General features: G+C 68.6%; 28 protein-coding genes. 8 read left to right on the forward strand and 20 right to left on the reverse strand.

Annotated features, from left to right (window positions below):
• Nucleotides 1–24: 24 nt before the first annotated feature.
• Together L8F97_RS05675 and L8F97_RS05680 are read right to left on the reverse strand one after the other, a co-directional pair.
• Complete coding sequence (locus L8F97_RS05675) at nt 25–702, reverse strand: thioredoxin domain-containing protein (protein ID WP_242147420.1); 678 nt, start codon at nt 700–702, stop codon at nt 25–27.
• Entirely contained in the window at nt 699–1,241 is a 543-nt protein-coding gene (locus tag L8F97_RS05680; protein WP_242148249.1) for a DUF721 domain-containing protein, read from the reverse strand. The genes L8F97_RS05675 and L8F97_RS05680 overlap by 4 nt, the downstream gene beginning before the upstream one ends.
• A gap of 14 nt (nt 1,242–1,255) precedes the next feature.
• Between L8F97_RS05680 and L8F97_RS05685 the strand changes: the two genes are divergently transcribed.
• From L8F97_RS05685 to nudC, 3 genes are read left to right on the forward strand one after another with little or no spacing between them, the layout of a single operon-like run.
• Nucleotides 1,256–2,293: an A/G-specific adenine glycosylase gene (locus tag L8F97_RS05685; protein ID WP_242147422.1), complete on the forward strand. Its 1,038-nt coding sequence runs from the start codon at nt 1,256–1,258 to the stop codon at nt 2,291–2,293.
• Nucleotides 2,290–3,609, forward strand: a complete 1,320-nt coding sequence (locus L8F97_RS05690) for a serine hydrolase domain-containing protein (RefSeq protein ID WP_242147424.1) — start codon at nt 2,290–2,292, stop codon at nt 3,607–3,609. Before L8F97_RS05685 ends, L8F97_RS05690 begins: the two co-directional genes overlap by 4 nt.
• Nucleotides 3,606–4,475, forward strand: coding sequence for an NAD(+) diphosphatase (nudC, locus tag L8F97_RS05695; protein ID WP_242147426.1), 870 nt, complete (start codon nt 3,606–3,608; stop codon nt 4,473–4,475). The genes L8F97_RS05690 and nudC overlap by 4 nt, the downstream gene beginning before the upstream one ends.
• Nucleotides 4,476–4,492: 17 nt before the next feature.
• Here the strand turns inward: nudC and L8F97_RS05700 are convergent, their stop codons facing one another.
• A complete protein-coding gene (locus tag L8F97_RS05700) occupies nt 4,493–5,383 on the reverse strand; it encodes a prephenate dehydratase (RefSeq protein WP_242147428.1) in 891 nt (296 codons plus the stop codon).
• Between the two features lie 107 nt (nt 5,384–5,490).
• Here L8F97_RS05700 and L8F97_RS05705 point away from each other — a divergent pair, with 107 nt between their 5' ends.
• Nucleotides 5,491–6,159, forward strand: a complete 669-nt coding sequence (locus tag L8F97_RS05705) for a c-type cytochrome (protein ID WP_242147430.1) — start codon at nt 5,491–5,493, stop codon at nt 6,157–6,159.
• Between the two features lie 52 nt (nt 6,160–6,211).
• Here L8F97_RS05705 and L8F97_RS05710 read toward each other — a convergent pair whose 3' ends face one another.
• Together L8F97_RS05710 and L8F97_RS05715 are read right to left on the reverse strand one after the other, a co-directional pair.
• Nucleotides 6,212–7,096 carry an LOG family protein gene (locus tag L8F97_RS05710; RefSeq protein ID WP_242147431.1) on the reverse strand — a complete coding sequence of 295 codons (885 nt, stop codon included), beginning with the start codon at nt 7,094–7,096 and terminating at the stop codon, nt 6,212–6,214.
• 45 nt (nt 7,097–7,141) lie between these two features.
• Nucleotides 7,142–7,801, reverse strand: coding sequence for an extensin family protein (locus L8F97_RS05715; protein WP_242147433.1), 660 nt, complete (start codon nt 7,799–7,801; stop codon nt 7,142–7,144).
• A gap of 144 nt (nt 7,802–7,945) precedes the next feature.
• On the opposite strand from L8F97_RS05715, the gene L8F97_RS05720 reads away from it, so the two are divergent.
• The 3 genes from L8F97_RS05720 (at nt 7,946) to L8F97_RS05730 (ending at nt 12,015) form a co-directional block, all read left to right on the forward strand.
• Nucleotides 7,946–9,088 carry a phosphoserine transaminase gene (locus tag L8F97_RS05720; protein WP_242147435.1) on the forward strand — a complete coding sequence of 381 codons (1,143 nt, stop codon included), beginning with the start codon at nt 7,946–7,948 and terminating at the stop codon, nt 9,086–9,088.
• 96 nt (nt 9,089–9,184) lie between these two features.
• On the forward strand, nt 9,185–10,762 hold the full coding sequence (serA, locus tag L8F97_RS05725) for a phosphoglycerate dehydrogenase (protein ID WP_242147437.1): 1,578 nt from the start codon (nt 9,185–9,187) through the stop codon (nt 10,760–10,762).
• 149 nt (nt 10,763–10,911) lie between these two features.
• Nucleotides 10,912–12,015 carry an ATP phosphoribosyltransferase regulatory subunit gene (locus L8F97_RS05730; RefSeq protein ID WP_242147438.1) on the forward strand — a complete coding sequence of 368 codons (1,104 nt, stop codon included), beginning with the start codon at nt 10,912–10,914 and terminating at the stop codon, nt 12,013–12,015.
• A gap of 30 nt (nt 12,016–12,045) precedes the next feature.
• On the opposite strand, the gene L8F97_RS05735 is transcribed toward L8F97_RS05730, so the two are convergent.
• A complete protein-coding gene (locus tag L8F97_RS05735; RefSeq protein WP_242147440.1) occupies nt 12,046–13,371 on the reverse strand; it encodes a dihydroorotase in 1,326 nt (441 codons plus the stop codon).
• A 44-nt stretch (nt 13,372–13,415) separates the two neighbouring features.
• Between L8F97_RS05735 and L8F97_RS05740 the strand changes: the two genes are divergently transcribed.
• Nucleotides 13,416–14,147, forward strand: a complete 732-nt coding sequence (locus L8F97_RS05740; RefSeq protein WP_242147442.1) for a YgfZ/GcvT domain-containing protein — start codon at nt 13,416–13,418, stop codon at nt 14,145–14,147.
• Nucleotides 14,148–14,328: 181 nt separating this feature from the next.
• Here the strand turns inward: L8F97_RS05740 and L8F97_RS05745 are convergent, their stop codons facing one another.
• The 14 genes from L8F97_RS05745 to L8F97_RS05810 form a co-directional block, all read right to left on the reverse strand.
• Nucleotides 14,329–15,453, reverse strand: a complete 1,125-nt coding sequence (locus L8F97_RS05745; protein WP_242147444.1) for an OmpA family protein — start codon at nt 15,451–15,453, stop codon at nt 14,329–14,331.
• Between the two features lie 135 nt (nt 15,454–15,588).
• Nucleotides 15,589–16,092: a DUF2793 domain-containing protein gene (locus L8F97_RS05750; protein WP_242147446.1), complete on the reverse strand. Its 504-nt coding sequence runs from the start codon at nt 16,090–16,092 to the stop codon at nt 15,589–15,591.
• Nucleotides 16,089–18,266, reverse strand: a complete 2,178-nt coding sequence (locus tag L8F97_RS05755) for a phage tail protein (RefSeq protein WP_242147447.1) — start codon at nt 18,264–18,266, stop codon at nt 16,089–16,091. Before L8F97_RS05755 ends, L8F97_RS05750 begins: the two co-directional genes overlap by 4 nt.
• A 1-nt stretch (nt 18,267) precedes the next feature.
• On the reverse strand, nt 18,268–18,663 hold the full coding sequence (locus L8F97_RS05760) for a peptidoglycan endopeptidase (RefSeq protein WP_242147449.1): 396 nt from the start codon (nt 18,661–18,663) through the stop codon (nt 18,268–18,270).
• Nucleotides 18,660–19,469, reverse strand: coding sequence for a DUF2163 domain-containing protein (locus L8F97_RS05765; RefSeq protein ID WP_242147451.1), 810 nt, complete (start codon nt 19,467–19,469; stop codon nt 18,660–18,662). The genes L8F97_RS05760 and L8F97_RS05765 overlap by 4 nt, the downstream gene beginning before the upstream one ends.
• Complete coding sequence (locus L8F97_RS05770) at nt 19,466–21,751, reverse strand: DUF2460 domain-containing protein (RefSeq protein ID WP_242147453.1); 2,286 nt, start codon at nt 21,749–21,751, stop codon at nt 19,466–19,468. The genes L8F97_RS05765 and L8F97_RS05770 overlap by 4 nt, the downstream gene beginning before the upstream one ends.
• Nucleotides 21,752–21,755: 4 nt before the next feature.
• Nucleotides 21,756–22,340: a tail tape measure protein gene (locus L8F97_RS05775; RefSeq protein WP_242147455.1), complete on the reverse strand. Its 585-nt coding sequence runs from the start codon at nt 22,338–22,340 to the stop codon at nt 21,756–21,758.
• Entirely contained in the window at nt 22,333–22,530 is a 198-nt protein-coding gene (locus L8F97_RS05780; RefSeq protein ID WP_242147457.1) for a phage tail assembly chaperone, read from the reverse strand. The genes L8F97_RS05775 and L8F97_RS05780 overlap by 8 nt, the downstream gene beginning before the upstream one ends.
• A complete protein-coding gene (locus L8F97_RS05785; RefSeq protein ID WP_242147459.1) occupies nt 22,527–22,838 on the reverse strand; it encodes a GTA-gp10 family protein in 312 nt (103 codons plus the stop codon). Before L8F97_RS05785 ends, L8F97_RS05780 begins: the two co-directional genes overlap by 4 nt.
• Nucleotides 22,835–23,242, reverse strand: coding sequence for a phage major tail protein, TP901-1 family (locus L8F97_RS05790; RefSeq protein ID WP_242147461.1), 408 nt, complete (start codon nt 23,240–23,242; stop codon nt 22,835–22,837). Before L8F97_RS05790 ends, L8F97_RS05785 begins: the two co-directional genes overlap by 4 nt.
• A gap of 34 nt (nt 23,243–23,276) precedes the next feature.
• On the reverse strand, nt 23,277–23,663 hold the full coding sequence (locus tag L8F97_RS05795) for a DUF3168 domain-containing protein (protein WP_242147463.1): 387 nt from the start codon (nt 23,661–23,663) through the stop codon (nt 23,277–23,279).
• On the reverse strand, nt 23,660–23,857 hold the full coding sequence (locus L8F97_RS05800) for a hypothetical protein (RefSeq protein WP_242147465.1): 198 nt from the start codon (nt 23,855–23,857) through the stop codon (nt 23,660–23,662). Before L8F97_RS05800 ends, L8F97_RS05795 begins: the two co-directional genes overlap by 4 nt.
• The gene (locus L8F97_RS05805) at nt 23,851–24,393 is read right to left on the reverse strand and encodes a hypothetical protein (protein WP_242147467.1); all 543 of its coding nucleotides are present in this window, start codon (nt 24,391–24,393) and stop codon (nt 23,851–23,853) included. Before L8F97_RS05805 ends, L8F97_RS05800 begins: the two co-directional genes overlap by 7 nt.
• Before the next feature lie 58 nt (nt 24,394–24,451).
• Nucleotides 24,452–25,501: a phage major capsid protein gene (locus tag L8F97_RS05810; RefSeq protein ID WP_242147469.1), complete on the reverse strand. Its 1,050-nt coding sequence runs from the start codon at nt 25,499–25,501 to the stop codon at nt 24,452–24,454.
• Nucleotides 25,502–25,518 lie beyond the last annotated feature (17 nt).

A 25,518-nucleotide genomic window follows, 5' to 3' on the forward strand; every position in this document is an offset into this window, starting at 1 on the left:
ATCAGCTCCTGAGGGGTGTCGGGATCAATGCGCGCCGGCGGCGCGGAGCGCCTTTTCGAGATCGGGCCAGCCTTTGTAGTCATAGGCCGCGCCGTTGAGCAGGAAGGACGGGGTGGCGTGGATCGCCTGCCACGAGGCGTCACTCATCTTGGCGATGGCGTCGATCGCGGTGGTGTCGGCGAAGCAGGCATCGAACGCGGCCTGGCTCATGCCGCGTGCACGCATCAGCGTGTCGAGGCCGGCGCCAGCTGCGACCTTCTGCAACTGCACGTTGATCGGATAGCTGGCGATCCGTGCAGCATTGAATTCGCTATATTTTATCGCTTCCGGCAACCAGGTGTCCTGCGCGGCGAAGATCGCCTCGGTCGCGCCGGAGAAGCCCGCCGGGCCGGCACAGCGCGCGAGTTGCGCAGCGGCGAGGTCGGCGCGGTCGCGGACCGCGTTGCGCAGTTCCACGCTGACCGAGCCCGATTTGACGAACTGGCCCTTCAGGGTGGCGGCCGATTCCTTGCTGAACGCGGCGCAGTGCGGGCAGGTGTAGCTGAGATACTCGACCAGCTTCACTTTCGCCTTGGGATTGCCGATCACGTACGATCCGGTCGCTGTTTTCGTGGCGACTTTGCTCCAATCGGGCGCGGCTACGGCGGGCAACGCGGTGGCAAGGCCGACCAGAACCAGCAACGCGAACAACCAACGCTTCATTCCTCACCCTTTCCGATCGCCGGCGCGCCGCGCGTAGAGGCGACACCTGCCGCCAGCGCTTCCAGCACCGCCTTCAATTCCGGATCGGCGATGGTGCGGAGACTCATGCCGAGCTCGGCCGGCACCGGCTTGAGCGACGGCGGTGCCGCACGCGGTCGCGGCGCGGGCACGTCGCCCTGCCGGATGATGACGCGCGCCACCGCCGCATAGCCGAAGAAGCGGTTGACCCGCTCGACGATCTCGGGCGCGATGTGCTGCATCATCGTGGCATGCGCGCCGCGCACGACGAGGTTCAAGGTGCCCCCGGTGCGTTCCCCCATCGGGAAACGGATCGATTCGGGGGCGGACACGCCGGCATAGCGGCTGCCGACGATCTCGCCCCAGCGGGTGACCACCGCGCTCTGCACGAAGCCGAAGCGGCGGAACGCGGTGCGCGTCGCATCGGGGAGGAGTTCGGACACCGCACGCGCCGCACCACCACGCCGGGCGGCGGGCGCCGGTTCGGTGGGAGGACGGCGTTTGCTCATGCGGCCGTCCATGCCATAGCCGGGGCGTGCCCGCCAAGCTTTCATCCATCGCCGCCGCTCTCCTCGACTGGTACGACCTACACGCCCGCGCGCTGCCGTGGCGCAGCCCGCCGGGGCAGCCGCGCGCCGATCCATACCGGGTGTGGCTGTCCGAGATCATGCTCCAGCAGACCACGGTGGCGGCGGTGCGGCCGCGCTTCGAGTCGTTCGTGGCGCGCTGGCCGACCGTGGACGCGCTGGCGGCGGCGGACGATGCCGAGTTGATGGCGGCGTGGGCGGGGCTTGGCTATTACGCCCGCGCCCGCAATCTGATCGCCTGCGCGCGGGTGGTGGCGGCGGCGGGGGCGTTTCCGGAGACCGAGGCCGCCTTGCGCGCGCTGCCCGGCGTCGGCGCGTATACCGCCGCCGCCGTCGCCGCGATCGCGTTTGGGGAACGGGCGGCGGTAGTCGACGCCAATGTCGCGCGGGTGGTGGCACGGCTGTTCGCGATTTCCGCGCCGCTGCCCGGCGCAATGGAGGCGATCCGCGCCGCCACCGACACGATCACCCCCGCCGACCGGCCTGGCGATTTCGCGCAGGCGATGATGGACCTGGGGTCGAGCATCTGCACCCCGCGCAAGCCCGCCTGCCTCGCCTGCCCGCTCCATGCTTCCTGCGCGGCGTATCTGGCAGGGGAGCCGGAAGCGTATCCAGTCAAGCCTGCCAAGGCGGCCAAGCCACAGCGTTACGGCACGATCTTCTGGCTGGAGGATGCCGGCCGGGTGTTGCTGGTGCGCCGCCCGCCCAAGGGGCTGCTCGGCGGGATGCGGGCGCTGCCGACGGGTCCGTGGACGAGCGTGCCGCCGGTGCTGGAGGCGGCGCCGGCACCGTCCAACTGGCAGATGCTGCCGGGGACCGTGGGCCACGTCTTCACGCATTTCCGCCTCGAACTCGCGCTTGCGGTCGGGCAGGCGCACGGGCATGCGGCGGCGGGCGAATGGTGGCCGGTGGCGGACCTCGACTCGGCGGGCTTACCCACCGTGTTCGCCAAGGCAGCGGCGGAAATCAGGAGAGTGAGCGCATGATCCGACAGATGGTTTCCGCAAGTCTGCTTGCCGCCGTGCTGGCTTTAGCGGCGTTCGCCGGTCAGGCCGTACCCTCGCCTGCCCCCAATGCCGCCCGCCCAAGCCCGTTGCCCGCAACGCAAGCACTATTCGACAGCTATATCCGCGAGGACAAGATGCCCGGCATCGTCGGCGCGTTCGGCGCGGGCGACCTGCCGACCGTATTCGTGTCGGCCGGGCGGATCGCCGACGAGGCGACCGCCCCCGCCGCCGGGCCCGACAGCCTGTGGCGGGTCTATTCGATGACCAAGCCGATCACCGCCCTCGCCGCGATGATGCTGATCGATGAGGGCAAGATCAAACTCGACGAGCCGGTGTCGGACTTCATTCCGGCGTTCAAGAATATGCGCGTGCAGATCAGCCCCGATTCGCTGGCCAGCAAGCCCGCCGCGCGCGCCATCACGATCCGCGAACTGCTGACGCATACCGCCGGGCTCGGCTACACCATCGTCACGCGCGGGCCGCTGCTCGATGCGTATGAGAAGGCCGGGATTACCCCGTTCACCGCCGATTCGAAGAGCGAGGCGCGGATGCGGCTCACCCGCCCGAAGACGCTGGAAGCGTTCGCCGACAAGGTGGCGACGCTGCCGCTGATAGCCGAGCCTGGCACCAAATGGAGCTATTCGATCGGCCTCGACGTGATGGGCCGCGTGATCGAGGTGGCGAGCGGGATGGCGTTCGATCGTTTCCTGCAGACCCGCATCTTCACGCCGCTCGGCATGACCTCGACCTTCTTCACCGTGCCGGCGCGCGCGGCGAACCGGCTCGCGACCGGCTATGTCTGGGTCGGGCAAGGCCGCATCCCGCTCGACCGGGGGATGAGTTCGGTGTTCCTCCAGCCGCCGAGCTTCCCCTATGGCGGTGCCGGGCTGGTGACGTCGGCGCGCGATTACGACCGCTTCACGCATCTGTTGCAGGATGGCGGCACGCTGGATGGCGTGCGGCTGCTGAAACCGGAGACGGCGGCGCTGATGATGTCCAACCTGTTGCCGCCGGGCGTCGTCTACACCAGCGTATCGGGCGCGACCGGCGGGACGGCGGGTGGGCCGGCGACGGTCGGGTTCGGTGCGGGTGGATCGGTGCAACTGGCCGATGCGCCCGGGCGCGCGCCCAAGGGCACCTACGCGTGGGGCGGTGCGGCGGGGACATTGTTCTGGGTCGATCCGGTGCGGCGCACGCGCGGTACGGTGATGGTCAATTATCTGCCGAGCGACAAATGGCCGATCCGCAGCGACGTGACACACGCGCTGCTCACCGATCTGGCGCGCTACCGATGATCGCGACGGGCTTTACCGGCGGGCTGCTCGATCGCTCCGACGCGCTGCGGCACGATGCCGAGGGGTTGCGCGCGGCGATCGCGGACCCGCGCGCGCGGCTGCTGCGGCTCGACGGGTACGAGCCGGATGTGGACGGCGACGGACGGCTGGTGTGGGACGCGATGGCGGATGCGCCGGCGGGGGCCGAGCCGGTGCTGCTCGGCGTGGACGCGGGCGTGCCGTATTTCGCCGCGTTCGTCGCGGCGGGTGCGGCGCCGTCGTTCCGCTCGGCGCGGGTGATGGGGCTGCTCGACCAGTTCGCGTCCGGTGAGGCGGCGACCTATGCGGCGGCGCGCAGCGTGCTCGACTGGCATGCGCGGCACCGCTTCTGCGCGAACTGCGGCACGGCCACCGCGCTGTTCCGCGCCGGCTGGGGCCGCAAATGCCCGAACTGCGGGACCGAGCATTTCCCGCGCGTCGACCCGGTCGTCATCATGATCGCCGAGCATGACGGACGCGCGTTGTTGGGGCGGCAACCGGCGTTCCCGCCAGGCCGCTATTCCGCGCTCGCCGGGTTCCTCGAACCGGGCGAGAGCATCGAGGAAGCGGTCGCGCGCGAGATCCACGAGGAAGCCGGCGTGCGCGTGACCGATGTACGCTATATCGCCAGCCAGCCGTGGCCGTTCCCGTCCTCGCTGATGATCGCATGCGTGGGGACCGCGCTGGACGATGCGATCACGCTCGACACGCATGAGCTTGAGGACGCAATCTGGGCGACGCGCGCCGAGGTTCGCGCCGCGCTGGCGGGAGAGCCGGGGCGGTTCATCACGCCACCGTCCTATGCGATCGCGCATACGCTGCTGAAGGTTTGGGCGGAGCAGGACTGACAGCCGCCCGCTCGGCGCTATCCCCGCGCGCGCGCCCTCGGATAGGCGCCGAGCACACGCACCGACTTGGAATGGAAGCCGAGTTCCTCCAACGCGCGATCGACGTTGGCGTCGCCGGGGCGGCCTTCGATATCGCAGTAGAATTCGGTCGCGGCGAAGGTGCCGCCCTGCTGGTAGCTTTCCAGCTTGGTCATGTTGACGCCGTTGGTCGCGAAGCCGCCCATCGCCTTGTAAAGCGCGGCGGGGACGTTTTTCACCTGGAAGATCAGCGTCGTCATGTACGGCCCCTCCCCCACCGGCGGGTGCCCAGCGCGCGCCAGCACCACGAAGCGCGTTGTGTTGTGATCGGCATCAGCGATATCGCTGGCCAGCGTTTCGAGGCCGTAGATCCCGGCCGCCCCCGGCGGCGCCAGCGCGGCGGTGGCGGGATCGCCTAGTTCCACCACCATTGCCGCCGCCCCGGCGGTGTCGGGGTAGCTGACCGGCGCGATGCCGTGTTCGCGCAACCAGTGGCGGCATTGGCCGAGCGCCTGCGGATGGCTCATCGCGTTGCGCACGCCGCCGACCGGGCCGAGGCCCATCAGCGCGTAGCGGATCGGCAGGAAATGCTCGCCGGTGATGACGAGGCCCGATTCGGGAAGCAGGAAATGGATATCGGCGACGCGGCCGTGCAGCGAATTCTCGATCGGGATGATCGCGCAATCCGCCCGCCCGTCGCGCACCGCGTCGATCGCATCGGCAAAGTCGAAACACGGCAGTGGCAGGCAATCCGGGAACGCCTCCAGCGCGGCGATGTGCGAATTGGCGCCGGGCGCGCCCTGGAAGGCGACCGCGCGGGCGGGTTCGGCACTGGCCTGTTCGATCATGCGCGCGACGATCGGTCGCGCGGGCGCTGCGAAGTTTTCCATGATCGGCGAGGCCGTAGCGGCGGCATCGCGTGCGCACAAGCACGGCTTGCGGTGGCGCGCGCGCGAATCTAAGGATGATCCAAACATCGGAGAGGGGCCCACGCACGATGGACAGCCGTACCAACACGATCGCGGGGTGGACGCTCGGCGCGTGCACTGCGGCGCTGGCGCTCACCATCGCGGGCAGCACGCTGTTCACCGCCGAAAAGCCGGAGAAGGCGGGCTATCCGGTCGAGGGCGTATCCGCCGATGCGGCGGGCGGTGGCGAGGCGGAGGTGCCGATCGCCGACCTGCTCGCCAAGGCCGATGCGGCGCACGGCGCGGAAGTGTTCAAGAAATGCGCCGCCTGCCACACCATCAACCAGGGCGGCGCCAATGGCATCGGCCCGAACCTGTATGCGACCGTCGGCGAGGCGAAGGGCCAGGGCAAGGCGGGCTTCGCCTTCTCCGACGCGCTGAAGGGCAAGGGCGGGAACTGGGACTTCGAGTCGCTCAATTCCTGGCTGGCCAGCCCGCGCAAGTTCGTGCCCGGCACCAAGATGACCTTCGCCGGGCTTTCGGCGGGCAAGGACCGCGCCGACGTGATCCTGTACCTCAACCAGCAGGGATCGAACCTGCCGCTGCCCGCACCCAAGGCGGGTGCGCCGACCGCCACGGAAGCGAAGGCGCCGCCGGGGTCCGCCCCCGCGACACCGGGCGACAAGGCCAAGCCGAGCGTCGAAGGCCTTTCCAATGTGGCGACGCCGGCCAACGTACAGGCGCCGGTGGAGAAGTAAGCGGGCAACAGATTTCCACCCGCCCTTCTCCGTTTCGGCGAAGTGCGCGCCGTTATTCCGCCGGGAACACCGCAGGGTCGGCATCGCGGTAGAAGTCGCGCACGACGTCCCAGCCCTCTTGCGCGGTCTCGACGAAGGTGAAGATGCCGAGATCCTTGCGCGACACCACGCCTTCCTCGACCAGCGCCTCGAAATTGACCACGCGGTTCCAGAAGTCGCGACCGTAGAGCAGCACCGGGATCGGCGCGATCTTGCCGGTCTGGATCAGCGTCAGCAGTTCGAACAGCTCGTCGAACGTGCCGAACCCACCGGGGAACGCCGCCAGCGCACGGGCATGCAGCAGGAAGTGCATCTTGCGCAGTGCGAAATAGTGGAACTGCATCGACAGCGCCGGCGTGACGTAAGGGTTCGGTGCCTGCTCGTGCGGCAGCACGATGTTGAGGCCGATCGACTCGTGGCCCGCCTCCGCCGCGCCGCGGTTCGCCGCCTCCATGATCGAGGGGCCGCCGCCCGAACACACCACGAAGTGGCGCTTGCCATCCGCATCGTTGGGGAACGCGCTGGCGAGGCCGGCTAGCTCGCGCGCGACATCATAGTAATGCGACTTGGCGACCAGCCGCTCGGCGATCGCCTTTGCCTCGTCGCCCTGCGCGAGATCGAGCATCGCCCGTGCCTTCGCCGGTTCGGGAATGCGCGCCGATCCGTACATAACGAAGGTCGAGGCGATGTTCGCCTCCTCGAGGATCAGCTCGGGCTTGAGCAGTTCGAGCTGGAACCGCACCGGCCGCAAATCCTCGCGCAGCAGGAAATCCATGTCCTGAAAGGCGAGGCGGTAGGCCGGCGTTTCGGTTTGCGGGGTGCTGATGCCGGTCTTGGCTTTTTCGGCATCCTGGCGAGCGCGCGGGAAGACGCGCGACGGTACGTTGGTATCACTCATTCAAGCTTCTGTAGGCGAAAGCGGCGCGGGTTTGAACCCTCCCCCTCACCGGCAAAAAGTCTTGTGATCGTCCTCCAGGTGGAAGTGGTTGCGATGCGCACTGTTGTAGTCCGGGCTCAGCACCGTTCCGAAGCGCTTGCAGGCCGAACCGCGCACGGTGCGCAGGAAACCGCGGATCTGCGCGTCGGGCGAGTTCCACCCGTCCAGCACGCTGATCCGCCGCCCGTCCTGCAACACGAACGCCGCCACGTCGACGGCGTTGGCAATGGCATGACCGGACAGCCGCGCATGCGCGGTGCCGATCGTATTGCGGCAGACATAGGTGCCATAGGTTTCGATGCGGACCAGATCGCTGCCGAGCATCTGGTGCGCCGCCGGCACCGCCGCATGGCGCGCCCAGCCGGTGAACGCGCGGGCAAGGCCGCAGCGCATCGCCTTGAGGTTGGTAACCGGCAGGCCGATGTCAATCAGCTGCACCGCACCAATGATCTGGCAGCCGCCGCCATAATCGCGATCCGGCAGCGGGCTGAAGCGCACGTCCTCGCGCGACAGATCGGTAAAGCAGGCCTGCGTCTCGCGACTGGTGGGGATGTTCAGCGTGATCGCTTTCGACCCGCGCGGGCGTGGCGGGGGTGGCTTTCCGCCGCAGCCCGCGAGCCCGAGCGTTGCGACGAGCGTCGTGAAAAAGAAAATCCGGCGTAGCATTCCCGCGCGTTTAGCGGGGCTTGCCGTCCAGCGCGCGCGAAATGCGCCGAACCGGCGTGGTTGACAGCCGGTCGTTCGCCGCTAAGGCCGTCGACGGGCCACGCGGTCCCAACGCCGCGCGTGCTCTCTGTAAGGAGAGACTATATGACTGATCTACCCGCGCTTCCGGCGACGAAGCCTGCGCGTCCTTTCTTCAGCTCCGGCCCCTGCGCCAAGCCTCCGGGCTGGTCCGCCGACCGACTCGCCACCGAATCGCTCGGCCGCTCGCATCGCTCGAAGATCGGCAAGACCCGCCTCGCCTATTGCATCGATCTGATGCGCGAGTTGCTGGAACTGCCCGACACCCACCGCATCGGCATCGTTCCCGGTTCCGACACCGGCGCTTTCGAGATGGCGATGTGGACGATGCTGGGCGCGCGCGGCGTCACCACGCTCGCCTGGGAAAGCTTCGGCGAAGGCTGGGTGACGGATGCGGTCAAGCAGTTGAAGCTCGATCCCACCGTGATTCGCGCCGACTACGGCCAGCTGCCTGACCTCACCACCGTCGATTGGTCGACCGACGTGCTGTTCACCTGGAACGGCACCACCTCCGGCGTGCGCGTCCCGAACGGCGACTGGATCTCTGAGACCCGCGAGGGGCTGTCGTTCGCCGACGCCACCAGCGCGGTGTTCGCCTACCCGCTGCCGTGGGACAAGATCGATGTCGCGACCTTCTCGTGGCAGAAGGTGCTGGGCGGCGAAGGCGCGCACGGCGTGCTGATCCTCGGGCCCCGCGCGGTCGAACGACTGGAAAGCTACACGCCGGCATGGCCGCTGCCCAAGGTGTTCCGCCTGATGGCGAAGGGCAAGCTGGCGGAAGGCGTGTTCAAGGGCGAGACGATCAACACCCCGTCGATGCTGGCGGTGGAGGACGCGATCTTCGCACTCGAATGGGGCAAGTCGGTCGGTGGCGCCGCCGGGCTGATCGCGCGCAGCGACGCCAACGCCGCCGCGCTCGACAAGATCGTCAGCGAGCGCGACTGGCTCGGCCATCTCGCCTCGGACGAAGCGTCGCGCTCGAAAACCAGCGTGTGCCTGACGGTCGAGGGCGCGGACGAAGCGTTTATCAAGACGTTCGCCGGACTGCTCGACAAGCAGGGCGCCGCTTATGACGTGGCAGGCTACCGCGATGCGCCCGCCGGCCTGCGCATCTGGTGCGGCGCGACCGTCGACACCGCCGATATCGAGGCACTCGGGCCGTGGCTCGACTGGGCCTATGCCACCGCAAGGGCGCCGGCCGCCGCGTAACTGATACCGCACCCCGGCGAGTCGCCGGGGTCGCCCTCCGCATCAAGTGCCGTGAGGCACGCTCTCCCCGTGCGCGGGGACGACAAAGGATTTCCCATGCCAAAAGTTCTTATCAGCGACAAAATGGACCCCAAGGCCGCGCAGATCTTCCGCGAGCGCGGCGTCGAAGTGGACGAGATCACCGGCAAGACGCCCGACGAACTGAAGGCGATCATCGGCCAGTATGACGGCCTCGCCATCCGCAGCTCGACCAAGGTGACCAAGGATATCCTCAGCGCCGCCACCAACCTCAAGGTGGTCGGCCGCGCCGGCATCGGTGTCGACAACGTCGATATCCCCGCCGCTTCCGCCGCCGGCGTTGTCGTGATGAACACCCCATTCGGCAACTCGATCACCACCGCCGAACACGCCATCGCTTTGATGTTCGCGCTCGCCCGCGATCTGCCGGAAGCGGACAAGTCGACGCAGGCCGGCAAGTGGGAGAAGAACCGCTTCATGGGCGTCGAGGTGACCGGCAAGACGCTCGGCTTGATCGGCGCGGGCAACATCGGCTCGATCGTCGCGGACCGTGCGCTTGGTCTCCGCATGAAGGTGGTGGCGTTTGATCCGTTCCTTAGCCCTGAGCGGGCGATCGAGCTCGGCGTCGAGAAGGTCGAGCTCGACGATCTGCTCGCCCGTGCCGACTTCATTACGCTGCACACCCCGCTCACCGACCAGACGCGCAACATCCTCTCGGCCGAAGCGCTCGCCAAGACCAAGAAGGGCGTGCGCATCGTCAACTGCGCGCGCGGTGGGCTGATCGACGAGGCGGCGCTCAAGGAAGGGCTCGACTCGGGGCATATCGGCGGCGCGGCGCTCGACGTATTCGTGAGCGAGCCGGCCAAGGAGTCGCCGCTGTTCGGCACGCCCAACTTCATCTCGACCCCGCACCTCGGCGCGTCGACCAGCGAGGCGCAGGTCAACGTCGCGATCCAGGTCGCCGAGCAGATGGCGGATTACCTCGTCTCCGGCGGGATCACCAACGCGCTCAACGTGCCGTCGCTGTCGGCGGAGGAGGCGCCGCGGTTGAAGCCGTACATGGCGCTGGCGGAAAAGCTCGGCAGCCTGGTCGGCCAGCTCACCCGTGGCGCGGTGCCGCGCATCTCGATCCACACCGAGGGCGCCGCGACCGAGCTGAACGCCAAGCCGATCGTCTCTGCCGTGCTCCATGGTTTCCTGCGCACGCAGACCGACACGGTCAACATGGTCAACGCGCCGCTGCTCGCCAAGGAGCGCGGCATCGAGGTGCGTGAGGTCAAGACCGAGCGTGAGGGCGATTACCACACGCTGCTGCGCGTGTCGGTGAAGACTGATGCGGGCGAGCGTTCGGTGGCCGGTACGCTGTTCGGCGATGCCGCGCCGCGTGTGGTCGAACTGTTCGGCATCAAGGTCGAGGCCGATCTCGCCGGGCCAATGCTGTACGTCGTGAACGAGGATGCGCCCGGCTTCATCGGCCGGATCGGCTCGCTGCTCGGGCAAGCGGGCGTCAACATCGGCACGTTCCACCTGGGCCGCCGCACCGCCGGTGGCGAGGCGGTGCTGCTGCTGTCGGTCGACGAGCCGGTCACGCCCGAACTGATCGCGCAGGTGCGTGACCTCGCCGGCGTGAAGACCGCGATGGCGCTGGCGTTCTGAACACCGGGTAGCGGAACGGCCGTGCCGCGCGAGCGTGCACGGCCTTTTCGTGCGCCTCGCGGAAAATGACGGCGCGAGGTTGACGACACCGCGCGCGCAGGCGACGGAACGCGCGATCTTTGCCAAACGGCGACAACAAGGCTTCCGTGATGACTTCGCTTCTCCCCCAGGGCTTCCGCGATCGCCTGCCCCCCGTCGCCGATGCGACCGCGCGGCTCGGACAGGCCGTGCTCGGCGCTGCATTTCAGCATGGCTATGAACGCGCCGATCCTGCGCTGGCGGAGTTCGAGGAAGGGCTCGCCGGTCGCCTCAAATCCGCCACCGCGCAGGATGCCGTGCGGTTCGTCGATCCGGTGTCGCAGCGCACGCTGGCAGTGCGGCCCGACATCACCGCGCAGATCGGCCGCATCGCGGCCACTCGCATGGGCCACCATCCGCGCCCAGTGCGGTTGTCCTACGCCGGCCCGGTGCTGCGGCTGCGCGCCTCGCAACTCAGCCCCGAGCGCGAGATGCTCCAAATGGGCTGCGAATTGATCGGCCTAGATACGATCGCCGCCGCAACCGAGATCGTCAGCGTCGCGGTCGAGGCGCTGGAGGCGGCGGGCGTGCGCGACGTCTCGATTGACTTCACCCTGCCCGATCTGGTCAGCACGCTCGCCAAGGGGCCGCTGCCGATCGACGACGCGCAGATCGCGGCCCTGTGCGACCGGCTCGACGCCAAGGATGCTGGTGGTGTGGCCGAAATCTCGCGGGCGTACCTGCCGCTGATCGAAGCGGCGGGGCCGTTCGCAGCGGCGCATGACCGGCTGTGTCAATTCGATGTCGGTGGCGCGCTGCGCTCGCGACTCGACGGGCTGTGGGCGATCGCGGAAGCGCTGAAGGGCCGCGTCGGGCTGACGCTCGATCCGACCGAGCGGCACGGCTTCGAGTATCAGAGCTGGCTGGGCTTCTCGATCTTCGCGCGCGGCGTGCGTGGCGAGATCGGCCGGGGTGGCAGCTATTCGATCGTGCACGAAAATGGCGCGGAGGAAGTCGCGGTCGGCTTCTCGCTCTACGCCGATGCGATCGTCGCGGCGGGGCTAGGCGAGATCGACCGACGCCGGCTGTTCGTGCCGATCGGCACCGATCCGGCAGTGGCGGCGGGGATGCGCGCGGATGGCTGGGTGACGGTCGCCGCGCTGGAAGCAGGCGACACGCCCGAGGCGCAGCTTTGCACGCATGTCCTGGCGGAAGGCGAACCCCGCGCCTTATAACGCGGCGGTTGTGACGCGGGGCGGCGTCGTTCAGCCGAACTCGACCGCCTCGAAGCGGATCGGCTCACCCACCGCCGCGTTGGCGAGCGCGCCATTCCACATCACGCGGTTGCCGCGCACGATCGTGCCGATCGGCTTGCCGGTCAGCTCCATGCCGGTGAATGGCGACCAGCCACAGCGCGACGCCAGCCAATCCTCGGTGATCGTCCAGCGCTTCTTGAGGTCGACCACGGTGAAATCGGCGTCGTAGCCGACCGCGATCCGCCCCTTGCCGACAATCCCGAAGATGCGCTGGGCGCCCGCGCTGGTCAGGTCGATCACGCGCTGGAGCGTGGTGCGCCCCTCGGCGACATGGTTGAGCAGCAACGGCAGCAGCGTCTGCACGCCCGGCATGCCGCTCGGCGAATCAGGATAGGGCTTGGCCTTCTCTTCCGCCGTGTGCGGCGCATGATCGGAACCGATCACGTCCGGCACGCCCTGTTGCAACCAGTGCCATAGCCCATCGCGGTGCGCGCCGGAGCGGATCGGCGGGTTCATCTGCGCATAGGTGCCGAGGCGCGGATAGGCCTCCTCCCCCGCCAGCGTCAGATGCTGTGGCGTGACCTCGCAACTGGCGATGTCCTTGTGCCGCGATAGCAGTTCGAGTTCGGCGGGGGTGGTGACGTGCAGCACATGGATGCGGCGTCGCGCTTCACGCGCCAGCTTGAGGATGCGCTGCGTCGCCAGCAGCGCGCTTTCGTCGTCGCGCCACACCGGGTGCGAGGCCGCATCGCCAGGGATGCGTTCACCCGCACGCGCGTTCATCCGCGCCTCGTCCTCGGCATGGATCGCGACGCGGCGGTGGCCGGAGGCAAGTACATCGGCGAGCGAGGAATCCTCCGACACGAGCAGATCGCCGGTCGACGCACCCATGAAGATCTTGACGCCCGCCGTGCCCGGCATTCGCTCCAACTCGGCGAGGTCCCGCGCGTTATGGTTGGTCGCGCCGACATAGAAGGCGTGGTCGCACCACATGCGGTGGTGGGCGCGGGTTAGCTTGTCGGTGATCGCGTCGGCGCTGTCGGTGTTGGGCTTGGTGTTTGGCATTTCGAACACAGAGGTCACCCCGCCCAGCACGGCGGAACGGCTACCGCTTTCGAGGTCTTCCTTGTGGACCAATCCTGGCTCGCGGAAATGCACCTGCGTGTCGATCACGCCAGGCAGGATGTCCAGGCCGGTGCAGTCGATCGTCTCACCCGCATCGCCGCTCGCGCCGATCGCGGCGATCCGGCCGCCGATCACGCCGACGCTGGTTTGTACCGGGCCGCTCGGCAAATGCACCGTGCCGCCAGTCAGGATCATGTCGTAGCGTGCCATCGCTGCCTCTTTCGCTTGTCTCGCCTCCCCCCTACCTGTTGCGGATGACTGAAACCACCCCAACGCTGCTCAGCGACCGCGCATTGATCCGCATCGCCGGAGACGATCCACGCGGTTTTTTGCAAGGCCTCGTCACGCAGGATGTGACCGGTCTCGACGCGTCCGGACCACGGTGGGGCGGACTGCTGACGCCACAGGGCAAGGCGCTGTTCGACTTCCTGCTGTGGGCAGATGGCGACGCGGTGCTGATCGACTGCGAGGCATCAGCTGCGGAGGCGCTGACGCGACGGCTGTCGATGTATCGGGTGCGGCGGGCGATCACCATTGAGCCGGCGCAGGGTGCGGTGCATTGGTCGCCGCTGGACGGCGGCGGCGCCGACCCACGCCTGCCGGATCTCGGATGTCGCTGGCTGGGCGAAGCGGGCGGCGCACCGGCAGACGCTGCTTGGCGTGCGCACCGGCTCACGCGCGGCGTAACCGAAGGCATTGCGGAACTCGGCAGCGATCAGACTTTATGGCTGGAATGCAATGCCCGTGAACTGAATGGCGTGAGCTTCACCAAGGGGTGCTATATCGGGCAGGAAAACACCGCGCGCATGCATCACCGGTCGAAGGTCAATCGTCGTCTGGTGGTCGCGCCGCTCGGCGAGGCGGGGGATCGAACCCGCACGCGTTACGCAGAGATCGGCCTGATGGTCGAACTGCGCCGGGTCGAGTCGCTGGGCGACGCCCTTTGTCCCGGGTGGCTCTACGCAGCGCTTGCCGAGCCTGCATGAACCTGACAGCCGCGATACTTCATCAGCCTTTGCGTGGCGGCTAACGTCGGGGTTGGTCCACGCGCCCATGCTGCTGGCCATCGTGACGTCGCCGCCGCTGCTTCATTCCCGACCGGCACCACGCACAAAAAAAGGGGCCGGTTTCCCGACCCCTCTCTTTGAACTCGCGTTCCAGTCAGTCTTACTGACCCGAACCCGGACCGTACGTGATTTCCACGCGACGGTTCTGGACTTCGCGAACGCCGTCGGCGGTCTGAACGCGCAGGTGCGAAGGATCTTCGCCGAATGCCTGCGTGGTCATGGCTGCTTCCGGGATCGAATGCGACGACAGGTAAGCCTTCACCGCGTCCGCGCGACGCTGCGACAGACCGACGTTGTACTTCGGCGTACCCGAGCGATCGGCGAAGCCGGCCAGCATGACCTGTGCGTTGCCGCACGAAGCGTACTGAGCGATCGCGTTGTCGAGGATCGACGACGCTTCCGGCGTGATGTCCGACTTGTCCCACTCGAAGAACACGATGAACGGACCAGGCGAGCAAACCGGTGCCGGCGGCTGTGCAACCGGAGCTTCCGGGGGCGGCGGCGGCGGCGGGGGCGGGGGCGGCGGCGGCGGGGGTGCTGCCGGCTCGCCGAAGTTGTAGGTCAGGCCACCGAGCAGGCTGTGCGAACGATAGCGCGTTTCGTACTGCGCACCCTCGATACCAACCAACTTGACGTTGTCGGCGTTGAAGAAGCGATACTTGAGCGAGAGATCGACATGGTTCGACAGCGGAGCGCGAACGCCCGCGAGGCCCTGCCATGCGAAGACCGTGTCGCTGTCGTCCAGGAAGCTCGCTGCGTTGCCGGCACGCGGACCAGCAAGCGTCACGCGCGCAACACCGACACCGCCGCCGACGAAGCCCTGAATGGCATCGTCATCGCCGAAGTCGAGCAGGCCGTTGACCATGAAGCTCAGAGCCGACGTGTGGCTGTGCGGGCTGTCATACTGGCCAGGCGTCGCGAACGAGCCGGTGTTCACGAACGGCGTGTTGACCGACGAGCGATAAGTGTCGCCCTTGGCGAACTTGTAACCGACTTCGCTTTCAACCCGGAACATGCCCAGGTCGTAACCGATCACGCCATCGACGTCATAACCGGTCTTGGTGTTGTACGTTCCTGCCGAAGGCGTGTTCGCAATATCGAACTTCATGTCTTCGACGATCATACCACCGCCTTCAACGCCGACGTACCACGACTTGTCGCGGGCAAGAGCAGGCGTTGCAAGAGCAGTGGAGGCAAGCGCTACGATAACGGCTAGCTTCCGCATAGAAATCCCCTTTCCTTAGGTGTCACTCGGACAGCCCAAACTCCCTAGTCCTGCGTTCGTTTCCACGCAAGCGCACAAAAACCGGCTACTGTTGCATATCCGCAACATCGACCGATACCCTCTTGGAAAATGCGTTCACGTGCCGATCAGTCCATGATTGTGCAGTGCAGCAACGACACTGGCAAGCACGCTGCGCGCCTCGGCATCGATCACCGCGCCACCGGTTGGTTCCGCGATGGCCGGCTGGCGCTCGCCGACTACCTGTACCCCGCCGATTTCCACGCCTGCCGCTCGCAGGATGCCGACGCTCCAGCCGGTGCCGTCAAAGCGGAGTTGCGCACCATCGGCAAGGCTCCAGGCGCACATGCCGGGGACGGGCAAGCAGAACCGCCAGCCGCTTTCGCTCCATCCGGCAAGAGCCTGTGCGGAGCCGCTCCACGCGCCGCCCGGCTTGGTTCCGACGATCCAGCACTGGCCGGCCACTGGCGCTTCCGGAGGAACGTTCACGCCGGCCGCAACCACGACCGTCTGGGTCAGCAGATCGAGCAGCGTAAGTGCCTCGTTATGCGTGATTTCCTTCTGCGCCTGGCCGGCGTCCAGCAACGGAAGTGCGAGTCGTGGGGAGAGATCGTCGCTCATGATTGTACCTCCAAAGACGGGATGAACAGGCTGGCGCCGGTGGATTCGCCAAAGGAACCGATCTGTCGCACGCTGACGGTGGTGCCGCCGCCGCGCTCGATCGCGGCGAGCGTGACGCGGGGCGAATCGACCTCGGCCGTGCGCGTGCCGTCGCGCCATGTCAGCGTGACGCGGTAGCGCTCCCGTTCCTCGACCAGCGGCGCATCGACGCCGTCGATCCAGCGCCAACCCCCGCGACTGCGCCGGGTCCAGGATATCGCGACATCACCACCGCCGACTTCGTGCCAGCGCAACGCGACCGGCGATGGCGGCAACACGGATGCGCCATCGATCACGCAAGCGGCCGCCGCCGGACCGGCGACATCGCCGACGCCTGCCGCCAGCACCCGCACCGTTCCGCAAAGCGTCGTCAACGGCAGATCCAGCGACAACGACGTGCCGGGTTCCAGCAACACGAAACGATCCTCCGGCCGCTGCGTGCCGATCGCCGATTCGGTCCCGCGTCGCCCCCGCAACAAGGCCGATAATCGCCAGCGCGCCGGGCCGATCTGCTCGGCGTTGGCGAACTGGAGCAGCTCGTCGCCGCACAGCGCAAGGTTGGCACCGGCGTCGATCGCACCCGCCGTCGCGCTTGCAAGGCTCATTCCGTCATGCGCCAGAACGACCTCGAACACCGAACGTCGGTCGAGCAAAGCGGCAGGCGCTTCGCCGGGAGTACTCGCCAGTTCACCGAGTGTGGCGGGTGCGGCCGTCGCACCGGCGTTCGCCCAACTGGTCCCTCCATCCATACTATAAAGCAACGCCGCACGCCGCCAGCCTGGTGCGCTGCCCGCGGCCACGATCGTCAGTCGCGGTGCACTCAGCGGCGTATCGTCGAGCGGCGGGATTTCGAAGGCGTGGACGATCGTCGTGCCGCTGAGCGCATCAGGAGTCGACAGCACGCGACCGGCGCTGGCCCGCACCGGCTGTGCCGCCGCGGCGAGACGCACGCACTCCAGCGACAGCACCATCCGCTCGAACGACCAGCCGGTCACGCGCCATACCCCCGGTGCGCCTTCGATCGCGACGCGCGCACCCGGGCCGATCCCGATCGAGTCCCAGCCGAGCGAAACCGTGCGCCGTACCCGCCCCGCTTCGGCACGATCGAGCGCCGCCTGCGCCATCGTCTTCGCCGCCACCGCGTCGAGCGCAGCAGGCATGTCGATGCGATCCTCGGCGTAACCGGCTCCCGGCCGCCGCACGCGCTGGAGCCCACTTTGGTAATCCCGCGCCGGATCATAATGCGCCAGCGTCATGGTGCGCAGCACCGTCTCGATGGCGGCGGTAGCGCCTGTCCCGCGCGCGCCGCCGGTCGTGCCGGCGGCCACGCCGCTGTCGATGATCGTGCAGTCTGCCGCATTACCGGCGCGCATCGTCAGCCCACCACCGGCCGGCGCGTACCAGCCGCCACTCGCGGAGCCGATCGTTTCGATCACCGCGCGCGCATTGCCATAGGCAGCGAAGCCCGGCACGGGCAGCGTCACGCCGGCGCCGTCAACCAGGCCGTCGGAAAGCTCCGCCACGATTGCCCCCGCCGAGACCGGCGCTGCATCGGCGATAACCTCGAACGTCAATGATGGAATGCGATTGCCATAATCCGCCAGTTGCAGGTTCTCGAACACCGCATAAGCGATGCCGCGATACGCCGGCGAAAGGCTTTGACCTTCCGCCGATGCGATCAGCGGATCGACCGCCTGATCCTCGCTGCCGAGGTGCAGGCGGAAACCGGTCGTCACCTTCCAGTCTTCGGCCGCACCGCGCAGCAGATTGCCGTCCGCCCAGATCCGCCTCACCCCCAGGATCGGCCGCCCCGACAACGCCACCGCGAACGATGCGGCATAGCTGTAGCTGGTCGCGCTCGGCTGGCCCTTGCCGCCGCCGGTGGAGTCGCGGCTCTCGATCAGGTCGGTCGACCAGATCACGCTGCCTGCCACCCGCATCGTGCCGAATACCTTCTGGATCGACGTCCCGTAGGAAGATGTCTGCACCGCGAGTTCGGTCAGGCGTGGACCCTCGCGACCTTTCGGTCTGAACAGCACGTCGCGATCGACCGCTTGCCCCAGGATCGCACCGAGCGCGCCGCCGATGGGCCCGCCCACCACGCTGCCGATCGTCGTCAGCACCAATGTCGCCATGTCAGTCCTCCCCTTCGAAACACCACGCGCCGACCAGCGGCCAGGGCGGCGGCCCGGGCCGTTCGACGACACGGCGCAGCATCGCGTCGGCATGGACGATCCCGCCCGGCACCATCACGGCGAGATGAAATTGCGCCGGACCTGCCGCGAACAGCAGCAGGTCGCCCGGCGCGGCAGGCACCGCGCGCGATAAACCCGCCGAGTCGATCGCGCGGCTCGGGTCGGCACCCCGGATCGCGTAATCGGCAGGGATCGCCCCCGCGAACCCGCCACCGCGCGCGGCGATCGCGGCGAGTCCGACGCAATCGAGCCCAAACACCGGGTCGCGCCCATGCAACCGGAAGCGCGCGCCGATCGCACCGCGGGCCGCCGCCACTGCGCCCTCGCGGCCGGTCATGCGCCGGGATACCGCGTCAATAGGTCGATGCCGGGCAGATACGGCTCGCCGCGAAAGTTCACGGCGTTGCCGAACCGTGCGGCGCACGTGGCAAGGCTCTTGTCGCAGCCCTCGATCAGCTCGATCAGATCGCCCGGCGCGGGCGCGTATACCGGCTCGCTCCGCAGCGTCACCACTGCGCCATCCGACAATGCGATCGCGCTTTCCAGCCCGGTGTTCGCACCACCAAACCACCGCAGCAGCCCACCGCCACACGCATTCTCGACCCGTTCGGCCTGATCGATCGTAACCTCGCGCGCGGCCACCGAAACGACTCGCGCAAACCGCCGCCGTCCCGCCATCGCCACGCGACAGCGCGTATCGCCAAGTTCGGCGCGACACTCCGCCGACGTCTCCTCCGCCACCGGACGGTCAAGCGCCGCGCTCCACCCGCGCAGTTCGGCGGTGAACGCGCCGTTCTTCGTCTCGACCGCTCCGATCGTCCCATCGCCGAGATCGACGCGACCTGCGCCGCCAGTCCAATCCACCGCGAACAGCCGCACCGCCGCCCCGTCCCACCGGCCGGCGGTGAGATCGGCCGCGCTGATCGCATTGCTGGTCAGCGCACCCGCAACATCCATCGTATCGGCATCCAGCCCGTCGCTGCGCTTGATCGCGGAGGGCGTCATCCCCGGCGCGGCGCGGTGGATCAGGCCGTCGATCGTCAGGTCGCGGTCGTGCGCGGTCAGCCCGATCGCAATTCCGTCACGCCGCTCGATCCGCCAGCATAGCGCGATCGTCGAGAGGGGTCCGTCGAGGAAGCTCATGCCTCGCGCACCTCGATCAGCGGCACCGATGCCGCCGATCCCGCCAGGAACGTCGCGCGCGTCACGCTAAGGCTGTCCTCGGCAAAGCGGACAGCCACGTCGAACAGGAACCCCGCCGTCACCACCGCGCCCCCCGCCGGCGCAGTGTCGAGTTCGACCATGCCGCCATCGCCAAGCGAGAACGCCACCGTCGTTACCCCGTCCACCGCCACCGTCACGCTGCCGCCGACCGGCCGGGTGATCCGCCGCACCGCCTCGCCGTAATGTTTCACCAGCGCGAAGCGGGTGCCGAGACCATCGCCGATGCCGAGTTGCTGGTCGAGCGCACCGGGCACCGCGCCGCCGGACGACGCATCGAACGGATCGCGAAACCGGAAGCCGCGCGCCGGCCCTAGTCGCGCGCGGAAGAAGGCGAGCAGTTCCGCGATGTCAGCCTCGGACCGGACGCCCGGTCCGACATCGTACCGCGTCCGCGCTGCCGCCCAGTCGGCGTTGCGCGCCTCGCTGCCGCCCGCGCTCGTCACGATCGCGGTGGAATATTCCGGCGTAACCTCCGCCTCGCGGCCAAGCGCGAGGGGGAACAGCACATCATCGAATGCCTGCACGTCGCCTGTCTCCTCATCGAAATGGACGTATCCGTCGCGGATCACCTGCGGCAGCGCCCAGATCACCGCGCGTTTCACCCCGCGCGCGCGCGCCACATCCGCCGCCGCGTCGATCGCCGCCCAGTCGGATGCATCCTCTGGCTTCAGGACGAAGCCGGACAGGTAATCGGTGTGGTCGGTCGGATAGCCGAGCCGCGCCTGCGCAGCCGCGATGGCGCGCGCGCTGAGCGCGGTGTTGCCGGCGGTGACGTAATCGTAATCCTCGAGTTGCAGCACATCGAACGCGGGAGCTGCCCAGCCAAGCGGCAGATTGGCACGCCGCACCTCGGGCGCATCCGTCGCCAGCACGCTCGGCAGATAGGCGAGCAGATGCGTCTCGCAGCCGGGCGCAACGCTGCGCACCGCCGCCACCAGCGTCGCCGTCGATGCGCTGAGCAGCGCGCCCGCCGCATCCAGCAGCGCCGTCGCCGCCACGGATTGGCCGCCGCGCACATCGGCGATCTCGACGCTGGTGCCGAACGCCCCGCGCGCCGCCGCATCGTACAGGCAGGGTCGGCCATCCGCCATCACCCACCACCACGGCTCACCGACCTGGAACTTCGGTGCCAGCCCCGCCGCCAGCGCGATTTCGATCACCTCGACCGCCACCGCACGCAGATACGCCATCGCCGATGCATTTGCAGGCGACAGCAGCGTGGAGGGCGGCACCCACCCGGTCAGCGCGGGGGATCCCTCCCACGCGCGCTGCTTCCAGTCCTCCGGACAATGCGTGTCGAACAGCTCGTAGCTGAGCGACCAGATCAGATCGTAGCCGAGTGCCTGCGCGCGCGCCGCATAATCGCGCTGCCACGCCCGCGCCGCCACGTTGAGCGCACCGCCGGCAAGCGTCACGATCAGCCCGTCGCCGAGCCGGAAGTAATGGCTCATGCCGAGATAATGGACGATGGCGCCGCGATAGCCGAGCTGCACCGCGTTGCGCAGCAGCCGCGCCGGGGTGAGGTTGTAGCTGTCGTCATAGCCCCCGGCGATCTGGAAATCATGCGCGGGCACCACCACGTCGCCGATCGCCAGCACCGCACCCGGCCCGTCGCAGGTAAGTTCGGTCAGCTCGACCCATGCTTCCGCCGGGGCAGGCAACACCGTGCCGCTGCCGTCGTAATCCGGCGGGACCAGCGATACGAACATTCGGTCAATATCGCCCGCCCACACCGGCACCGCCTCGCCCGGCAGCAGGAAGCCACCGTCGATGCTCGCGAAGTCGATCGCGACCTGTGCATCCTCCGGCGTGCCGGTCGCATAGTTCCACAGGCGCACGTACCACGCCCGCGCGGCGCCATCCGCGTCGCGCCCCTCGATGGTCAGCACCGGGCCGTTGACCGCATCGAGCGGCCTGATCCCGCCCGATCGCCACCGGAACGCCAGCCGGCACCCGCGAAAATCGCGCGCCGTCTCGTACGTCAGCAGCGGATGATCGAACCGGTCCTCCGCCTCCCAAATCAAGCCGGCAAGATCGTACGCGCGGTAGAACACCGCATCCACCCGCAGCGCATCCGCCGCCGTGGTCGTCACCGCCGCCATCATCGGGCGCGGGAAATTCACCGTCCAGAAACGCGGATCGAAGCGCGAGATCACGCCCTCGCTCTGCACCGTTCGTTCGGACGCGAGCCAATATGCCATCATTCTACTCCGTCGCCAGCGCGGCCTTCACCGCGCGCGCTACCTGTCGGCTCGATGCGGTCAGCGCCGCGCCGCTTTCACCCTTCGCCGCGTTGACGGTGATCGCCACCCGCACGTCACGCCCGCTGCCACCGGCGCCGCTCGCCGTCGGCACCACGCTGCCGCTGGTGGTCGGCACGAACAGTTCCGGCCCGCGCTCGCCGACCATGTACGGCCGCATCGGCGATACCGGCCCCCCGGTCGCCCGCCCCGGCGATCCGCCGAACAGGCTGCCCAGGGCAGACAGCAGCCCAGCACCCGTCATCCCGCCGCTGCTGCTCGTGCCGCCCACCACCGCGCCGATCCCGCCGCGCACCGCCGCGCCGGCAATGTCACCCAGTACCGACAGCGCCACCTTGCGCAGATCCTCGAAGCCCAGCGATCCACTCTTCGCCGCCTTGACCAGCGCGCTCTCGATCGATCGCCCCGCCCGGTCCGCTCCGCTCGACAAGGGTCCGTCGAGACTGACGCGCATCGTATCCACGTCGCGCGCGAAGCCGCTGGTGTCGGCGCGCACGCTCACCACCAGCCGGTCAATTTCCTCATCCATCCGGAAAAGCCTCCTGCAATGTCCTGATCGTGGCGGCATCGGGCGGCGCGACATCCTCGCCCGCCAGCACCGCGACCAGTGCGGCGAGTTCGGCGGGCGTGGCGTCCCAGAAGCGGTCGGGCGACCAGCCGAACGCCACCCCCGCCAGCCCCGCCAGCCGGCCCGCCGCCGGCGCGAAGTGGTCGCTCATCGCCCGCCGAGGATCTGCGCCAGCAGCACCCGTAGCACCGGCGTCGCCGCCGCCAGTCCACTCGCCACGATGCTCTCGCCGAACGTCTCGCGGCTGAGCGCGGGCGGGGCGGCATAGCGGCAATGCCAGAACAGCCCGACCAGCTCGGCCAGCGAAAGCTGCCCCGCCGCCGCGCGCTCGACCAGCGCGAACAACGGCCCGAGTTCCGCCTCCGCCGCGACCAGTGCGGCGAAGCTCGGCCGCAGCACCACCGTCTCGCCCGCGATGCGAAGCGCCGCCTCGCCGCGCACCGCATTGGCGCCGCTCATGCCGGCACCACCGGCCCGGAGCTTTCCAGCGCGATCGTGTAGCTGCGCTCGCCATTGTAATCGCCGGCGTAGTCGAGCCGCGTGACGAGGAACCGCCCGGTCAGCGTCTCGCCGCTTTCGAAGCTCAGCCGGTAATCATCGATCACGCCGGTGAGCGCATTTCCCTTCAGCCGCACCTCCGCGCCCGAGCCGGTGAACACGCCCGCCCCCGATACGCTGACCGATCGCACCCCCGCCCCCGACAGCAATTCACGCCATCCCCCTGAATCCTTGGAGGTGATCGCCACCATCTCGCCGTTGATCGACAACTGCGTCGTGCGCAGCCCCGCCACCGTGGTGAAGGCGGGCGGCGCACCGCCATCACCGACCTTCAACAGAAACGCCCTGCCACTTTCCGCGCCCATGTCTTGCTCCTCGTTGTTCTGAAAATCCGTTGCGCTAATCCGCCGCCAGCACCCGCACCCGGTACTCCACCACCACGCTCCACTGCCCCGGTGCCGGCCGCAGCAGCCGCGATCGCACGAAGACCAGGCTCGCCACCCGCCACCCGCCCAGATCGCGCGGCACGGCTGCGATCGCCGCACCCACCGCGTCGCCGAGCGCCTGCGCCCGCGCGGACAGCTCACCCACGTCGCGCACCGCCACCACCAGCCGCAGCTCGCGCCCGTCGCGGTCCTTCACGCTCCAGTCGCCGCTCAGCGTCTCGCCGATCTCGGCATAAGGTGGCGTCGCCTTGACCGGCGGCCCCTCGAACACGCCGTTGAGGCCCGCCACCCCGCGCAACGCGGCGAGCAGCGCCGCCTGCACCACTCCTTCCGCGCTCATGTCAGCACACTCACGATCCAGCGCAGCCTCGCATCCTCCGGGTCAATCCTCCCGGTCAGAACGATCGCGTCGGCCTGCGCCGTCACCGCAAGCTCCGGAAACGCCGCCTGCAACCGCACCGTCCCTTGCGCGATCGCACGGCGCTGCGCCGCCTCGGCAATGTCGCGCCCGCGCGCCGCCACCCCGCTCAACACGCGCGTACCCTCAGCCCCAGCGCCATCCGCCGGAACGGCCGCCACAGCGCCGTCACCGCCGCCGGCACCGCCGAGGCGGCATCCCGCTCGGTAAACAGATGCGCCGCCAGCAGCACCGCGCCCTGCCGGATCGGCGCAGGGATCGCGCCCCACCCGTCCGCCAGCCCCGCCACGAACGTCACCGCGACGCGGCCCGCACCGCCCGCGTCGATCACCCGCACCCAGCCATCGCCGGCGGCATCGATGTCGATCGCATACGCCTCGCTCGCCAAGGCAGCGCCATCAACCGCCGCCACCGCGCCGATCGATCGCACCGGCGCATAGGCCAGCCGCTGCCACGCGGCGCTCACCGGCAGCACGTCGCGCATCTCCCGCGCGATCAGCGCCTGGCCGATGAACTGCTCGGCCAGCCCCAGCGCGGTTTCGGCCAGCGCGGCGATCAGGGCATCCTCCTCCACACTCACCAGCCGCAGCATTGCCTTCACCTCGGCCAGCGCGGCGGCGCGATCCCCGGCCTCAAGCGTCACGTCGTTCATGCCCAATTCCCCACCTAACCCGTCAGGGGTGGGGCGACCCGAAGGCCGCCCCGAACGATCAGTTCGCGGCGAACTTCATCAGCTTGATCGCCTCCGAATTGCTCACGCAGCCGCCGATCCGCTTGCTCGCGTAGAAATTGACGAACGGCTTGTTCGAATAGGGATCGCGCAAGATGCCGGTCTCGCCACGCTCGGCGATGAGATAGCCCGAACGGAAATCGCCGAACGCGATCGCCAGCGCGTTCGCGCCGATGTCGGGCATGTCCTCCGCCTCGATCACCGGATAGCCGAGCAGCGTCGCCGGCTGGCCCGCGCTTAAGCCCGGCGTCCAGATGAACGCACCGTCGCTGGTCTTGAACTTGCGGATGCGCGCCAGCGTGGCGGAGTTCATCACCCACGTGCCGTTCTGCCGGTACGGTCCGCGCAGGGCCTGCACGAGGTCGATCAGCCGGTCCTGCGGGCTGGCCGCGAAATCGCCCGCCGCGCCGCTCGCCAGATATTGCAGCGTACCGAACGCGCGAGCGCCATCGTTCGCGCTTGACACCGGCGCGGCGAGGAACCCCTTGGGCCGCCCCACGCCGGACCCGCTTACGAACGCCGCCCCCTCGGCGCGTGCGAACTCGCGCGCGATCTCGGTGGCGAGCCAGCCCTCCACGTCGAACAACGCATCGTCGAGCATCGCCTGGCTCGCGCTCGGGTTGGCGTAGAGATCGCCCATCGGCGGCGCGATCTCGAAATAGGTTGGCGTACCCGTGTCGGGCCGCGCATCCACCTCGCTCGCCCAGCCCGACGGCGTGCCGCCCGCCGTCACCAGCTTGCGATATCCCGCCGAGCCGACCTGCACGACATTGGCGATGCTGCGGATCGGCGAGACGGAGGCGAGCGTCGCGCCGATCACCGCGTCGATCTCCCTGGGAATCGCATAGCCGCCGCTGTCCCCGCTCACGCCGGTGAACGACTTCATCTCCACGTTCGCACCCGATCGCAGGAACCCGCCGAACGCGCCGTTCTGCGCACGCGCCCCGCTCAACAACGGCCGCGCCACCGCGCCGCCCAGTTCGACGCCCGCGAACGTCGTTTCGAGCGCATCTGCCTTCACTTCGATCATGTCATTCTCCCATGCGA

Origin of the sequence: Sphingomonas sp. BAUL-RG-20F-R05-02 (genome assembly GCF_022662305.1) — a bacterium.
Taxonomy (GTDB): Bacteria; Pseudomonadota; Alphaproteobacteria; order Sphingomonadales; family Sphingomonadaceae; genus Sphingomonas.

Coding starts and splice junctions, on each gene's coding strand:
- nudC (WP_242147426.1), top strand. CDS start 3,606: ATGATCGCGACGGGCTTTACCGGCGGGCTGCTCGATCGCTCCGACGCG.
- L8F97_RS05675 (WP_242147420.1), bottom strand. CDS start 702: ATGAAGCGTTGGTTGTTCGCGTTGCTGGTTCTGGTCGGCCTTGCCACC.
- L8F97_RS05795 (WP_242147463.1), bottom strand. CDS start 23,663: ATGAGCGCGGAAGGAGTGGTGCAGGCGGCGCTGCTCGCCGCGTTGCGC.
- L8F97_RS05775 (WP_242147455.1), bottom strand. CDS start 22,340: ATGGATGAGGAAATTGACCGGCTGGTGGTGAGCGTGCGCGCCGACACC.
- L8F97_RS05730 (WP_242147438.1), top strand. CDS start 10,912: ATGACTTCGCTTCTCCCCCAGGGCTTCCGCGATCGCCTGCCCCCCGTC.
- L8F97_RS05770 (WP_242147453.1), bottom strand. CDS start 21,751: ATGGCATATTGGCTCGCGTCCGAACGAACGGTGCAGAGCGAGGGCGTG.
- L8F97_RS05760 (WP_242147449.1), bottom strand. CDS start 18,663: ATGACCGGCCGCGAGGGCGCAGTGGCGGCGGCCCGCGGTGCGATCGGC.
- L8F97_RS05720 (WP_242147435.1), top strand. CDS start 7,946: ATGACTGATCTACCCGCGCTTCCGGCGACGAAGCCTGCGCGTCCTTTC.
- L8F97_RS05810 (WP_242147469.1), bottom strand. CDS start 25,501: ATGATCGAAGTGAAGGCAGATGCGCTCGAAACGACGTTCGCGGGCGTC.
- L8F97_RS05705 (WP_242147430.1), top strand. CDS start 5,491: ATGGACAGCCGTACCAACACGATCGCGGGGTGGACGCTCGGCGCGTGC.
- L8F97_RS05750 (WP_242147446.1), bottom strand. CDS start 16,092: ATGAGCGACGATCTCTCCCCACGACTCGCACTTCCGTTGCTGGACGCC.
- L8F97_RS05785 (WP_242147459.1), bottom strand. CDS start 22,838: ATGAGCGGCGCCAATGCGGTGCGCGGCGAGGCGGCGCTTCGCATCGCG.
- L8F97_RS05745 (WP_242147444.1), bottom strand. CDS start 15,453: ATGCGGAAGCTAGCCGTTATCGTAGCGCTTGCCTCCACTGCTCTTGCA.
- L8F97_RS05790 (WP_242147461.1), bottom strand. CDS start 23,242: ATGGGCGCGGAAAGTGGCAGGGCGTTTCTGTTGAAGGTCGGTGATGGC.
- L8F97_RS05680 (WP_242148249.1), bottom strand. CDS start 1,241: ATGGACGGCCGCATGAGCAAACGCCGTCCTCCCACCGAACCGGCGCCC.
- L8F97_RS05735 (WP_242147440.1), bottom strand. CDS start 13,371: ATGGCACGCTACGACATGATCCTGACTGGCGGCACGGTGCATTTGCCG.
- serA (WP_242147437.1), top strand. CDS start 9,185: ATGCCAAAAGTTCTTATCAGCGACAAAATGGACCCCAAGGCCGCGCAG.
- L8F97_RS05740 (WP_242147442.1), top strand. CDS start 13,416: ATGACTGAAACCACCCCAACGCTGCTCAGCGACCGCGCATTGATCCGC.
- L8F97_RS05755 (WP_242147447.1), bottom strand. CDS start 18,266: ATGGCGACATTGGTGCTGACGACGATCGGCAGCGTGGTGGGCGGGCCC.
- L8F97_RS05805 (WP_242147467.1), bottom strand. CDS start 24,393: ATGAACGACGTGACGCTTGAGGCCGGGGATCGCGCCGCCGCGCTGGCC.
- L8F97_RS05700 (WP_242147428.1), bottom strand. CDS start 5,383: ATGGAAAACTTCGCAGCGCCCGCGCGACCGATCGTCGCGCGCATGATC.
- L8F97_RS05690 (WP_242147424.1), top strand. CDS start 2,290: ATGATCCGACAGATGGTTTCCGCAAGTCTGCTTGCCGCCGTGCTGGCT.
- L8F97_RS05715 (WP_242147433.1), bottom strand. CDS start 7,801: ATGCTACGCCGGATTTTCTTTTTCACGACGCTCGTCGCAACGCTCGGG.
- L8F97_RS05765 (WP_242147451.1), bottom strand. CDS start 19,469: ATGAGCTTCCTCGACGGACCCCTCTCGACGATCGCGCTATGCTGGCGG.
- L8F97_RS05780 (WP_242147457.1), bottom strand. CDS start 22,530: ATGAGCGACCACTTCGCGCCGGCGGCGGGCCGGCTGGCGGGGCTGGCG.
- L8F97_RS05710 (WP_242147431.1), bottom strand. CDS start 7,096: ATGAGTGATACCAACGTACCGTCGCGCGTCTTCCCGCGCGCTCGCCAG.